Annotated in this window: 12 protein-coding genes; 6 read left to right on the forward strand and 6 right to left on the reverse strand. The window is 61.5% G+C overall.

What is annotated here, in order from left to right; all coding sequences use genetic code 11:
* Window positions 1–104: 104 nt before the first annotated feature.
* The 6 genes from IPM16_01110 to IPM16_01135 all read right to left on the reverse strand — a co-directional run bounded on the left by IPM16_01110 (window position 105) and on the right by IPM16_01135 (window position 8,087).
* Entirely contained in the window at window positions 105–1,322 is a 1,218-nt protein-coding gene (locus IPM16_01110) for a glycoside hydrolase (GenBank protein ID MBK9121707.1), read from the reverse strand.
* 79 nt (window positions 1,323–1,401) lie between these two features.
* Window positions 1,402–3,747 carry a glycoside hydrolase family 3 C-terminal domain-containing protein gene (locus tag IPM16_01115; GenBank protein ID MBK9121708.1) on the reverse strand — a complete coding sequence of 782 codons (2,346 nt, stop codon included), beginning with the start codon at window positions 3,745–3,747 and terminating at the stop codon, window positions 1,402–1,404.
* 12 nt (window positions 3,748–3,759) lie between these two features.
* Window positions 3,760–4,632, reverse strand: coding sequence for a carbohydrate ABC transporter permease (locus tag IPM16_01120; protein MBK9121709.1), 873 nt, complete (start codon window positions 4,630–4,632; stop codon window positions 3,760–3,762).
* Window positions 4,633–4,641: 9 nt separating this feature from the next.
* Entirely contained in the window at window positions 4,642–5,601 is a 960-nt protein-coding gene (locus IPM16_01125; GenBank protein ID MBK9121710.1) for a sugar ABC transporter permease, read from the reverse strand.
* 75 nt (window positions 5,602–5,676) lie between these two features.
* Window positions 5,677–6,969, reverse strand: a complete 1,293-nt coding sequence (locus IPM16_01130; GenBank protein MBK9121711.1) for an extracellular solute-binding protein — start codon at window positions 6,967–6,969, stop codon at window positions 5,677–5,679.
* Window positions 6,970–7,055: 86 nt separating this feature from the next.
* Window positions 7,056–8,087 (reverse strand): LacI family DNA-binding transcriptional regulator, encoded by a 1,032-nt coding sequence (locus IPM16_01135; protein ID MBK9121712.1) that lies wholly within the window; start codon window positions 8,085–8,087, stop codon window positions 7,056–7,058.
* 220 nt (window positions 8,088–8,307) lie between these two features.
* Between IPM16_01135 and IPM16_01140 the strand changes: the two genes are divergently transcribed.
* The 6 genes from IPM16_01140 to feoB all read left to right on the forward strand — a co-directional run bounded on the left by IPM16_01140 (window position 8,308) and on the right by feoB (window position 13,153).
* Window positions 8,308–9,006: a creatininase family protein gene (locus IPM16_01140; protein MBK9121713.1), complete on the forward strand. Its 699-nt coding sequence runs from the start codon at window positions 8,308–8,310 to the stop codon at window positions 9,004–9,006.
* Between the two features lie 3 nt (window positions 9,007–9,009).
* On the forward strand, window positions 9,010–9,765 hold the full coding sequence (locus tag IPM16_01145; protein MBK9121714.1) for an SDR family oxidoreductase: 756 nt from the start codon (window positions 9,010–9,012) through the stop codon (window positions 9,763–9,765).
* A gap of 208 nt (window positions 9,766–9,973) precedes the next feature.
* Entirely contained in the window at window positions 9,974–10,399 is a 426-nt protein-coding gene (locus IPM16_01150) for a transcriptional repressor (GenBank protein ID MBK9121715.1), read from the forward strand.
* Between the two features lie 9 nt (window positions 10,400–10,408).
* Entirely contained in the window at window positions 10,409–10,633 is a 225-nt protein-coding gene (locus tag IPM16_01155) for a ferrous iron transport protein A (protein MBK9121716.1), read from the forward strand.
* Between the two features lie 11 nt (window positions 10,634–10,644).
* Window positions 10,645–10,911, forward strand: a complete 267-nt coding sequence (locus IPM16_01160; GenBank protein ID MBK9121717.1) for a ferrous iron transport protein A — start codon at window positions 10,645–10,647, stop codon at window positions 10,909–10,911.
* Between the two features lies 1 nt (window position 10,912).
* Window positions 10,913–13,153, forward strand: coding sequence for a ferrous iron transport protein B (feoB, locus tag IPM16_01165; GenBank protein MBK9121718.1), 2,241 nt, complete (start codon window positions 10,913–10,915; stop codon window positions 13,151–13,153).
* Window position 13,154: the final 1 nt, after the last annotated feature.

Consider the following 13,154-nt stretch of genomic DNA (forward strand, 5'->3'; position numbering starts at 1 on the left):
AACTTTGCCCGGTGGGCGTGGGACGCGGTGCGTGTCGTGTGGATGTACCCCGAACGCGCTGAAGCAAGCGCGTCCGGGGTGTGTGAGGCGAGGAAGATGTCAGGTTAGGCAGGCGTGTAGACGCGGAAGTTCCCGCTCAGGTGCAGCAGCGCCAGCATATACAGCAAGTTGTCGTAGTAGCGATATTGACCGAGGTTCAGCGGCGAGTCCCAGAACTCCTCGACGAACTCGAGCCGGATTGGGTCGTCGGCGGCCAGCGCGGCGACGGCGTTCATGGCGATGTGCCCCAACGAGCGATGCTGCGGCGAGGCGGGCGTCCCGTCGATTTCGAACCTGCTGTTGTAGCGGGTGATTCCGAGGTCGTAGAAAAAGCGCAGCATGCGGTTGCTTTGCTCGACCTGCCACGGATCGGCAGCGAACCAACTGTGATCGACGGCGATGTGCATGGCCGTGCGCCATGCGTCCGCATAGTAGAACTGGCCGTAGTCGCCCCACACGACCGGCTCGCCGGTGAACTCTGCGTAGTTGGGGACGAGACCGGTCTCGGGATGCGCGGTCGTGTGCCAGAACGCTCTGCTGGCGGCGGCGGCCTCGCGCCAGTAGTCCTGATCCTGATCGGCCCAGCGCGCCCACAACTCGTAGAAGTACGGTGTCTGGTACGACGGGTCGGTGAACTCGCTGACACGGCCCCAGTCCGGCACGAATACGACCAGTTTGGTCTCTTCGTCGAACATATTGGTCGCGCCCGAGGATGGGCTTTCGGTGTGCAGCATGGCGTTGAGGATGGCGTTCGCCTCGGTCTGATAATCCAGGATGCCCTCGCCGTTACCCCAGCGTGCGGCGGCAAAGAACAGCGCGGTCGCGATCCAGATTTCGCCGTCCGATGCCGGGTTACGGTCGATCATCGTACCGTCCGTACGGTTGTGCCACGAGAAGTAGCCTTTGTACTGCCCGCCTTCGTGATACATGTACGTCTTGGCCCAGCGCCACAGCCGGTCGAATTCCTCTTTCTTGTCGAGCTGCACGGCGATCATCATGCCGTACGACATGCCTTCCGAACGCACGTCGTTGTTGTTGACGTCGAGCATATAGGCCATGTCTTCGCCGACCGGGTAGTAGACTCGTTCGGTGGCGTCGTTACCATAGAACAGCGACTGGAACACCTCGTCGATGCGCGCTTGTATTTCTGCGTCAGAGATCCCGATTTCGGCCAACACGTTCGGGTACTCCCCTGTGATGAATGCTCCCTGCGGCGCAGATTCTTGGGCATGAACCGAGATAGCCAAGAACAGAACGAGAACAACAACGATGGCAACACGCATGACTCATCCTCCCAAACTGGGTTCTCACTTATGCAAATCGGGATGTTTGGTCTTCGCGGCGCCGGATTGGCGCCCGGACTCAATGCACTCTGACGGTCGTGAAGTACACCTGCTCCACGGTGGTCGAATTACCGACAATCTCGAACGATCCGCTCAGACGGATGTCTTCCGACGAACTGCCGACCTTGACGTTGATCAAACCCGGCTCGACCTGATAACGCATATCGCGGTCGTAGAACGCCAGATGGCGCACGTCGAGATCGAACGTCACCGTGCACCGTTCGCCGGGCTGAAGCTCGACACGCTTGAACCCCTTGAGCGCGATCACCGGGCGGGTGACACTGGCGACTGGATCGCCGACGTACAACTGCACGACCTCGTCGCCGGCCCGCTGGCCGCAGTTGGCGATCGTCAGGCTCACCGCGACGGTATCTGCCGCAGTGACGTGCGCCGGCGTGACCGACAGATCGCTGTACTCGAACTGTGTGTAGCTCAAGCCGTGGCCGAACGGATACAGCGGCTCGGCGCTCATGTCGACGTAGCGGCCCTGCCAGTGCGTGCGCCCACCGGAGGGCTTGTGGTTGTAGAACACCGGCACCTGACCGACGTGGCGCGGGAACGAGATCGGCAGCTTGCCGCCGGGTGTGACGTTCCCGAACAGCGCGTTGGCGACTGCCGCGCCGCCTTGCTCGGCAGGAAGCCACGCGACCAGCACCGAGGGAACGTGTTCGGCGATCCACGGAATGCTGTGCGGACGACCGTTGGTCAGCACCACGACGGTGGGCGTGCCGGTCGCATGGATGGCCTCGACCAGCGCCTGTTGTACGCCCGGCAGGTCGAGCGACGCGCGGTCGATCGACTCGCCGGTGGTGCTGCCCGGCGCTAGCCCGCTTTTGTCGCCTACGAACACAATCGCGACATCGGCGTTTTGCGCTGCCGCGACAGCCTCGCCAAAGCCGCTGGTGTCGTCGCCGAGGACGCTGCACCCGTGTGCATACACGACCTCAGTGCCTGCCGCCACGACCGACTTGATTCCGTCCAGCATGGTGACCGAGGGTGGCATGTGCGATCCCCAGTCGACGACGTCTTTCTGCGCAGGTGTCGGCGCATCCGGGCTGACGTTCGGGTTGAACATATTCTCCATGTGACCCGGGTAGTGATAGTCGCCTTGGAGCAAGCGCGCGCTGTCGGCGGTCGGCCCGATGACGGCCACCCGCGCAAGCGACTTTGAAAGCGGCAGTAGATTGCCATCGTTCTTGAGCAGGACCAACGACTGCTCGGCGATCGTGCGCGACAGCTCGATCGTCGCCGGCCGGCTGAAAATCTCCGCTACACGGCCCTCATCGACAAACGGGTTGTCGAATAGTCCCCAGCCGAATTTCGCCGTCAGCACGCGCTCGACGCAGGCGTCGACCAGTGCGATGTCGATGCGTCCACTCTCCAAACCGGCGAGCAGTGGCGCGCCATAGCCGTCGGGGGTCGGCAGTTCGATGTCCATGCCTACCTCGAGCGCCAGCTTAGCCGCTTCGGTGCGGTCGGCCGCGACGTGGTGGTAGTCGACCAACTGGGCGATGGTGAAGTAGTCGGAGACGATCAAGCCCTCGAAACCGAGCTGTCCCCGCAGGATGTCGACCAGCAGTTCCTTCGACGCACCGGCGGGGATGCCGTCCAGTTCCTGATAAGCGTTCATCACTGTCGCGATCTTGCCGCCCTTGATGGCGGCGGCGAACGGTGTGAGGAATACCTCGTGCAGTTCGCGTGCGGGGATGTGTGCGGGAGCCCAGTTCATGCCGCCTTCGCTCGCCCCATACCCGACGAAGTGCTTCGCCGTCGCGGCGATGCCGGTCTTGAGGTCGCCGCCTTGCAGCCCGCGCACATAGGCGGTACCCATTGCGCTGATGAGGAACGGATCCTCGCCGTAGGTTTCTTCCACGCGACCCCAACGGGCATCACGGGCGACATCCAGCACGGGCGCCAGTGCGTGATGCGAGCCGATTGACCGAAGCTGCTCGCGGATGGCTGTGGTCATCGCCTCGATCAATTCCGGGTTCCACGTCGCCGCTTGGCCAATCGACTGCGGGAAGGTGGTCGCGCCACGCATCAGGACTCCGGCGCAGCTCTCTTCGTGGATCATCACCGGAATGCCGAGCCGCGTGTGTTCGACGACGTAGCGCTGAATCTCGTTGGCGAGCGCGGCAACTTGCTGCGGCGGGACGAGCGCGTTTGCGCCAAGGCGCGAGATTTGGCCGACGCCGTGTTCAAGCAGTTCGGGCCGGCGTGTCGGATCGAACCGGCGCTGTTCGTCTAGCAGGGCGATGGCCCAAATCCCCCACAGCTGCGCCACCTTCTCGGCGGGGGTCATTTCCGCCATGATCAAGGCGACACGATCGGACACGCTGAGCGACGGGTCGTGATGTTTCCACATGGTAGTTAGCCCTTATCCCTTTAGCTCACCGCCAGTCAAACCCGTGACGATGTAGCGTTGGGTGAGAAGATAGAACAAAACAGCCGGGACGATCAACAGCGACACGAACGCCATGACGCGGCCCCAGTCGGTACCATACTGACCCTGAAATTGCTGGATTCCAAGAGTGAGCGGCCACTTGGCATCATCGGTAAACACCAGCAAGGGTAGGAAATATTCGTTCCACGAAACGATCGTCTGCAGCACGACGATCGCGCCAAGCGCCGGGCGGGCCAGCGGCAGCAGCACGTACCAGAAGAATCCGAGGGTGCTGCACCCGTCGATGTATGCGGCGTCCTCCAGTTCCGACGGGATCGCCCTGAAGAAACCGCGCAAGATCAACGTGCTGCCCGGTATCCCGAAGGCGACGAGCGGCAGGATCACGCCGAAGTAGTTGTCAACCAACCCGAGCTGGCGCACCTGAATGAACACCGGCAGGAAGGCAATCGTGACCGGGAAAAGCAGCCCCAACGTGAAGTAGTTGAAGATCAGCTCGCGGCCGGGGAAGATCAGGCGGCTGAACACGAATGCCAGCAGTGACGATGTCGCAACGGTTAAGCTGACGGTTCCGGCAACGATGATGGCGCTGTTGCCCAACTGCTGCCAGAACTGGCTGCTTTCAATGATGCCGACATAGTTCTCCCAACGCGGGGTTGTCGGGATGCCGAATGGCTGATCGAACAGCTCGCCTGTCGTTTTCAGCCCGCCGAGTATGGCGGTCAGCACCGGGCCGAGAATGATCAGCGCCAACGCCGTGAGGACGCCGTATTGACCGATCCGAACCATATAGCGGCGCCAATGGATAGGTGGTTTAGTTGTCGGATGTGAGTAGGCTGTGGTCGCCATGATGTCCCCCTACACCGCACCGGCATAGTCGCGCCGCATAATCGTGCGCTGATAGCCGATCGAGAAAATCAATGAGATCGTGAAGATGACGACGGCCACCGCGCTGCCGAAGCCGAGGTTGAAGCTCTTGATGCCGAAACGGTACATGTAAGTGGCCATCACCTGCGTTGCGTTGGCGGGGCCGCCGACTGTGAGAATCCAGATCAAGACGAACTGATTGAGCGATCCAAGCACGGATAGGTAGATAGTGAGTCGGATGGTCGGGCCGAGCAGGGGGAGCGTGATAAAGCGCAGCACCTGCCATTCGTTTGCACCGTCGATCCGGGCTGACTCTTCGACTTCACTGTTGATCGACTGCAGGCCCGCCATGTACAGGATCATATGCAGGCCGAAGTATTTCCACGTAATGACGGCAAACACGGCGTACAGGGCGATATCTCTGTTGGCTAACCAGCCCTGCTGTTGGAAGCCCGGCAGCACGGTCGTCAGCACCGAGTTGAGAAGCCCGCCGTCCGGATGGTAGACAAACGACCAGATGATCGCGGTAATGATTTCCGAAAAGACGTACGGCATGAAGAATATACTTCTGTAGATCATGCGCCCGGGCAGCTTGCGGCCGACCATCAGCGCCAGCATCATTGCCAGAGGAAGCTGGACCGCGAGCGACAGCACCGTGATGATGAGGCTGTTTGTAATCGAGCTGTGAAACACGGAATGCGAAAAGGCGCGCTCATAGTTGCCAAACCCGATGTAGTCCGTCAGCGGCCCGAGTCCGTTCCAGTCGTACAGGCTGAAGCGGGCGGCCTGTGCGATCGGCATGATCAAAAACAGGGTATAGATGATCGCCCCGGGAATGAGGAACAGCATGATGGTGAATAGCTGTTCGCGCGTCGTCCGCGGCCGGTCGCTCACATCCTTCTGGCCCGGTAGCGGGGTAAAGCGGAATCGTGGTCGGGTCGGTACTGTCATGTGCGTGTCCTCGCTCTTGAAGCCGTCGACAGGGCAGGGGCTGTCCGGTGACAACCCCTGCCTTGTCCTAGTTACCTACTCCAGTTCGAAGGAGGCAACATCTTCGATGGACTGGGCCGCTTCTTCCGGACTCATCGTCGCGGTGAACAGGCCCTGAACGGCATCCAGCACCTGCTGTGCAACCGCAGGCGGCAGGAACTGATCGTAGTACAGTTGATAGTACGCTGCGTTGTTGCGTGCTTCGACAATGTCCTGAAGCAGCGGATCGGTGATCGCGCTTTCGGCTTCGGTCACAGTCGGGATAAAGCCCGTGCCCAGCTCGGCAAAGCGGATCTGAACCTCGGGTGACGTCAGGTACTTCAGGAATTCGACGGCTTCGTCGGGCGCGTTGGCGCCGACCGCGATGCCATCACCGCCGCCAAGCACGTCGGTGGCATCACCAGCGCCACCCTCGACCAACGGGAACGGGAACCAGCCAAGCTCGCCTTCGGGCAGTCCTTCGCCGCTGGTGCTGTTGCCCTGCTGGACGCCGGGGGCCCACTGACCCATCAGTTCCATTGCAGCTTCGCCGTTGCCCATCAAGCCCGCCGCAGGGCCGTAACCCAAGGCGTTGAAGTCGGGTTGGAACGGCTCGAGCGCGAGCAGCTCGTTCAGGCGATTACCGGCCTCGACAAAGGCTTCGTCGGCGAACGTCCCCTCACGCGTATACGCGGCTTCGAACGCAGCCTGCCCGCCTTCGCGGATAGCCAGATAGACCCACCAGAAGTGCCCCGGCCACTTGTCAAGGCCGCCGACCGCGATGGGGATGGTGCCGGACGCCTTCAAAGTCTCGACAACGCCCAGGAATTCCGTCCACGTCGCAGGGATCGACTCGATCCCTGCCTCAGCGAACAGCCGCGTGTTGTACCAGAAGCCGACCGCGCCGAACGTGAGCGGCACGCCGTAGTACACGCCGTCCTTGCTGTACAGATTGAGCGCGGCCTGCGTCGCAAACGAGTTCTGCCACGCAGCTTCGTCAGCCGTCAGCTCGGGGGTGATGTCGCGCAGAAGGCCTGCGTCGGCATACGTCCACAGCACGCCGCCGCCCCAACTCTGGAACAGATCGGGCGGATCGCCTGCCTGCATCACGGTGGCGAGGCGCTCCTTGAAGGCTTCGTTCTCAAGGTGCGTGATCTCGATGGTGACACCGGGGTTGGCGTCCATGAACTCTTGAGCGACAGTCTCGGCCAGAGCCGTGAGTTCCGGCGGGGTGGTGAAGATCGTCCACCAATTGATGGTGACTGAATCCTGCGCGCTGACCGCCCCAACAGAGAGGAATACGAGCGCGGCGAGCAACACAGTGATCGAGAGGACTTTACGAACGTTCATAGGGTCTCCTTGTGCATTACTTGAGTCGTGCAAGCGCTTGCATAACGATCGATAAAATGTGCCGACGGCCCGCTCCTTTCTTTACTTCATCCCGGGGGTGGCGCGCAGGAATCGCGTATGACGAGTTCGGTGGATAGTGTCACACGCCGCGCAACGACAACCGGGTTTTCGAGCTGTTCCAACAACAAGCGCACAGCCATCTGCCCGATTTGGACGAGTGGCTGTCGAACGGTCGTGAGGCGGGGGAATACGAGCGACGCATGCGGTATATCGTCAAAACCGACGACCGAGATGTCGGCCGGAATGCGCAATCGGGCCTCATGGATTGCATCGAGCGCGCCGAATGCCGAGAGGTCGTTCGAGGCAAAAATCGCCGTCGGGCGCTTGGGCAAGGCGAGGAGTGCCTTCGTCGCGGTATAGCCCCCCTCCGGCAGATAATCTCCGGTGATCACCAGCGACTCGTCGTACGGGATGCGATGGTGCCTCAATGAAGCACGATATCCGTCAAGGCGCTCGATCGCGCTGTTCAGTTCCATCGTGCCTGAAATGAATCCGATTCGACTGTGGCCGAGGCCGATCAGGTAGCTTACGGCGTCGTACGCGCCTTGCCAGTTGGTCGAATCAACCGTTGTGCTCTTGTGCTCCGGGTCGATTTGGTCGATCAACACATGCGGAAAGTCGGACGATGGCAAGGCGTCGAGGTAGGTGCGCAGGTTCAGCGGCACAATCAGCAATAGGCCGTCGACCAACCCGTTAGCAATGGTCTTGACGTAGATCGCTTCTTTGCCGGCATACCGATGGGTCGTGTACAGCATCATGTCGTAGCCGGAGCGCGTCAGCTCCTGATCGACGCCGCTGACGATCTCGCTGATGTACGCGTTGTCCAAACCCGGCACGAGGATGCCAACAAAGCGGGTCTTGCCGCCGGCAAGGCTGCGCGCCTTGATGTTGGCAACATAGCCGAGTTTCTCGGCCGCGGCGAGCACCTTGGCGCGTGTGGTTTCCTTCAGGGAGCCATATCCGTTCAACACACGCGACACGGTGGAATACGAGACTCCGCTTTCCCGCGCGACGTCGAGAATGGTGATGTTGGCTTTTCGGCTTCGTTTCGAGTCCATGCGATAACAACTTGAACGTCAAGAAGGTCGGCTTCAAACAAACGGCAGGTGCCGGCGAATACTTTGCAAACGTTTGCAAGAAAATATCCAGAATGCCGCCACTTGTCAAGAAACTGGCATGCACGTTAGGGCATCGCGGGTCGGTTCGGAATGGAACATTGCGATACGGCCCGACCTTGCGTATGCTCTGCCGCGAGATGCGAGTCATGAAAGATATGCTATGCACATACGCGATTTGAACTGGATGCAATTGGCCAAATACCTGACGTCGGACGATCGCTGCGTGCTGCCGTTGGGAAGCACCGAGCAGCACGCCTACTTGAGCCTGTGCGTCGACGATATTCTTGCCGAGCGCGTCGCCGTCGAGTCGGCCGAGCCATTGGGAATCCCGGTGTTTCCGGTGCTGAACTACGGGATCACGCCGTATTTCCGCGCCTTTCCGGGTTCGATCAGCCTGCGTGTCGACACCTATCTACGCATCATCCGCGATATTCTCGACGGGCTCGCAGACCAAGGCTTCCGGCGCATCCTCATCGTCAACGGACACGGCGGCAACAGCCCGGCCTCGGGCTTTGTAGCCGAGTGGTTGGCCGACCATTCCGCTTGCCGGGTCAAGTTCCATAACTGGTGGAGCGCACCCAAGACGTACGCTAAGGTCCTCGACATCGATCCGGTGGCGTCGCACGCGTCGTGGATGGAGAATTTCCCGTGGACGCGTCTCCCCGGCGTGACGATGCCCGATGAGCAGAAGCCCGAGGTCGACATGAACCTGCTGCGGACGCTTCCGCCGTCCGGTGTGCGCGAACTGCTGGGCGACGGCAACTTCGCCGGCCTGTATCAGCGGCACGACTCCGAGATGCTGGCCATCTGGCAAGTCGCCATCGACGAGACGCGCGCACTGCTCACAGAGGGATGGTAGTCGATGAACATCGAGTTTCACGGCAAGACGGTCGTCGTTACAGGCGCAGCGCACGGCTTTGGCCGGGCCATGGCGGCCGCATTTGCCGCGCGCGGTGCGGCGATCTGGGCTTGCGACCTGCTCGAAGCCGAGCTGCAGGAGACGCTGGACATCTGCCTCACCGCCGGGGCCGAGTGCAGCGTTCGGGCGTTCGATGCGCGTGACCAAGCCGCAATCCGCCAATTCACCGACGAGGTCGGGCACGCCGACATCTTGATCAACAACGCCGGCGGCGTGCTGGGCCATGTCGGCAAACCGATCGAGCAGGTCACCTTCGCCGAGTGGCACGATATCCTCGCCGTGAACCTGAACGCGGCGTTCTGGTTCGCGCAGGGGCTCGTGCCGGGGATGAAGGCGCAGGGCTTCGGGCGTGTCGTCAACATCTCCAGCGGCGCCGGCCTGAACATCAGTTTGACCGGTATTCAAGCCTACGCCAGCGCCAAGGCCGGCGTGATCCACCTGACCCGCCAACTCGCGCACGAGCTTGGGCCGTTCGGGATCACGGTCAACAGCATCGCGCCGGGTTTCGTGCGCTCTAACCCCAATACCGAACGGCAGTGGCAGTCCTACGGCGAAGACGGGCAGAAACGGCTGATCGAGGCGATTGCCATGCGCCGGCTAGGCACGCCGGACGACATCGCCCACGGTGCGCTGTTTTTCGCCTCGGACTACGCCGGATGGATTACCGGGCAAGTGCTGGCGATCGACGGCGGCAAGTAGCGCAACCTCGGCGTCCAGATTTAACCGGGGTGAAATTCAGGTCTGCATTCGGTGCAGATTTTGTTTCGCTTCGAGAGAGATTCTTCCCTCAAACGGTTAACTGACATTACGCCTGTTATCCGTGATGAATGTCACTAGGGTCGTGTCGATACCCCCCTTACACTAGGCTTATCGCAACTGGGTTGCAGTAAGTAGATGGGGCAGGCACATGACCTTTCAGGATCGAGCGAAGGAAGCGATACGCGCCAGCGGCGGACGTATCACCGGTCAGCGCGAACTGCTGCTCGACCTGCTTGCGGGCAGCGACGACGGCATCGACGCCGACCAACTGTTCCGCCTTGCCAGCGAACGCGACCCCAATATCAGCCTCCCGACCGTTTATCGTACCTTGCACACGCTCGAAGACGCGCACGTCATCGAGTCGCGTTATGCCTCGCGCGATCACGATCGCAAGGTCTACGCGCTCGGAGTCATCGACGTGGTCAACTTTACGTGCCGCCGCTGTGGGCACGTGTATCCCGTTCAGCTCGACTCGCTGACGTGGATCAAGCACCAATTGAGCGATCAACTCGGTGCGGAGATCGCATCTGTTTGCATGTGCGCCAGTGGATTGTGTGCGGACTGCCGCGAGTAGGAATCGACGATGACTCTCGATCAATTGCAGGCCGGACAAGCCGCGACGATCCGCAAGGTCGCCGGGGAAGGCGCTGTTCGCCGCCGGCTGATGGACATGGGACTGATCAGAGGTGCCGCCATCGAGATGGTCAAGGCCGCCCCGATGGGCGACCCGGTGGACTATCTCGTGCGCGGCTACCATCTTTCACTGCGCAAGTCGGAAGCCAAGTTGGTGGAGGTTGAATTATGTTAGGTGGAGCCGCGGTGAAGAATGTGCGTGAGCCGGCCGCCGCGTTTCCGCTGACATGTGCTGCGCGTGGAGAGACAGTCGTTCTAACCGATATCTACGCCGGCGACACACTGCGCCAGCGGCTGATGGCGTTAGGGCTCAACGTGGGAATGCACGTGCGCGTGGTGCAAGGGGCGCTGACCGGGCCGGTGATCTTGGCGGTAAGGAACGATGCACGCCTCGCGATTGGGCAAGGGATGGCACAAAAGATCATGGTCAAGCCCGTCGAGGGAGAGGCATGACGTGGCCGTTGAAACGCTGAAAATCGCGCTGGCGGGTAATCCGAACGTCGGCAAGAGCACCCTATTCAACGCGCTGACCGGTTCGCGGCAGCACGTGGGCAATTGGCCCGGCAAGACGGTCGAGAAGAAGGAAGGCCGCCTGCGGCTGAGTGGTCAGGACGTGATCGTCGTCGATCTGCCCGGGACCTACAGCCTGACCGCGTATTCGATCGAAGAGATTGTCTCGCGCGACTTCATCATCGGCGAACAGCCCGGCGCTGTGGTGGCGGTTGTCGATGCGGCGAACTTGGAACGAAACCTGTATTTGGTGACGCAGCTATTCGAGCTGGACGTGCCGGTGATTATCGCGCTCAACATGAGCGACATCGCACGCGGGCGCGGCCTGACGATCGACAATGCCAAGCTGTCTGCCCGCTTAGGCGGCGCACCCGTGATCGATACGGTGGGCAACAGCGGCATCGGGGTCGATGCGTTGAAGCACGCCATCCAGCAGGTCACGACGCCGACCGCGGCGCGCCCCGTTCTCATCACGTACGACCCAACCGTGGAACGCGAGATCGCGCCGCTGGCCGATGCGATTGGCGCATTTCCTGAGCTGACGAAACAGTACCGCGCGCGCTGGCTGGCGATCAAGCTGCTCGAGGCCGACAGCGATATCACTGAGCGGCTCAGTGCCTATCCGGCACTGCTGCAACATGCCGAAGCTGCTGCGGAGCGCATCGAATCGTCCACCGGCGAAGACGCCGAGACCCTGATCACCGATGGGCGCTACGCCTTCATCAGCACGGTCATTAGCGGTGCGCTGTCACGCCCACGCGAAGCGGTCGAAACGACCTCGGACAAAATCGACCGGGTGCTGACGCACCGGTACTATGGCGTTCCCATCTTCCTGCTGCTGATGTGGATCGTCTTCCAACTGACGGCCAATGTCAGCGCGCCGTTTCTGGACTGGGTCGACGGCATCATTGCAGGCCCGATCACCCACTGGACGGCCGGCGTGTTGGGTGCGGTAGGACTGGGCGGCACGTGGTTCGCGGCACTGCTGGTCGATGGCGTCATCGCCGGGGTCGGTGGGGTGCTGGTATTCGTCCCGGTGCTGATGGCGCTGTATCTGGTGATCGGCGTGCTGGAAGACTCCGGGTATATGGCGCGCGCGGCGTTCGTGATGGATCGTCTCATGCGCGCAATCGGCTTACACGGCAAGAGCTTCCTGCCGATGCTGGTCGGCTTCGGATGCACCGTTCCTGCCGTATACTCGACGCGTACGCTGGAAAACGAAGACGACCGCAGGCTGACCGGCTTTCTGGTTACGTTCATGAGCTGCGGCGCGCGCCTTCCGGTCTATGTCGTGATCGGTGCAGCATTCTTCGGCGCGCGGTCCGGCAACCTGATCTTTGCGATGTACATGCTCGGCATCGCGGTCGCCCTACTCACCGGGTGGGCGCTCAAGCGGACGGTCTATCGCAATAAGCCGCCGCAGCCCTTTGTCATGGAGCTGCCGCCGTACCGTGCGCCGCACCTGCGGGACGTGTGGCGGCAGACGTGGGAGCGCACCAGCAGCTTTGTCCGCAAAGCCGGAACGGTCATCCTCGCGTCCTCGATCATCATCTGGATGCTGATGGCGATCCCCGCCAATTCCAGCGGGCGCTTCAACGATGTCGCGCCGGAGGACAGCGTGTTCGGCACGCTGGCCGGGGCGGTGTCGCCGGTCTTTGCCCCGGCCGGTTTCGGCCAGTGGCAGGCCGCCGGTTCGTTGATCACAGGATTGGTCGCCAAAGAGGTTGTCGTCGGGACGATGAGCCAAATCTATGTCGGCGAGGCCTCGGCGTCGAGCGACGGCGACCCAGTTCCGACGTTTGGCGAAGACTTGGCGCACATCGGCACCTCGTTTGTTGAGGCATTGGTCCTGACGGTTCAAGAAGTGGTCAACATCATCCCGCGCACGGTCAACATTATCCCCGGTATCAACATGGCCGAGGCCGACTTCCTCGGCGCAAGCGGCGAAGAAGACGACACGACGGCGCTTGAGTCGGCGCTGACGCAGGTCTTCACACCGCTGGCGGCGGTGGCCTTTACCGTATTCGTGCTGCTCTATACCCCGTGCATGACGACTGTCGCGGCGATGCGTCAAGAGTTCGGGACGCGCTTCACGCTCTATCAGATCGCCTACACGTTTGCGGTAGCGTGGTTGGCGGCGGTGATCGTGTATCAAGCCGGCACGCTGTTGGGGATCGGGGGCTAGG

The organism is Candidatus Flexicrinis affinis, from assembly GCA_016716525.1.
Taxonomy (GTDB): Bacteria; Chloroflexota; Anaerolineae; order Aggregatilineales; family Phototrophicaceae; genus Flexicrinis; species Flexicrinis affinis.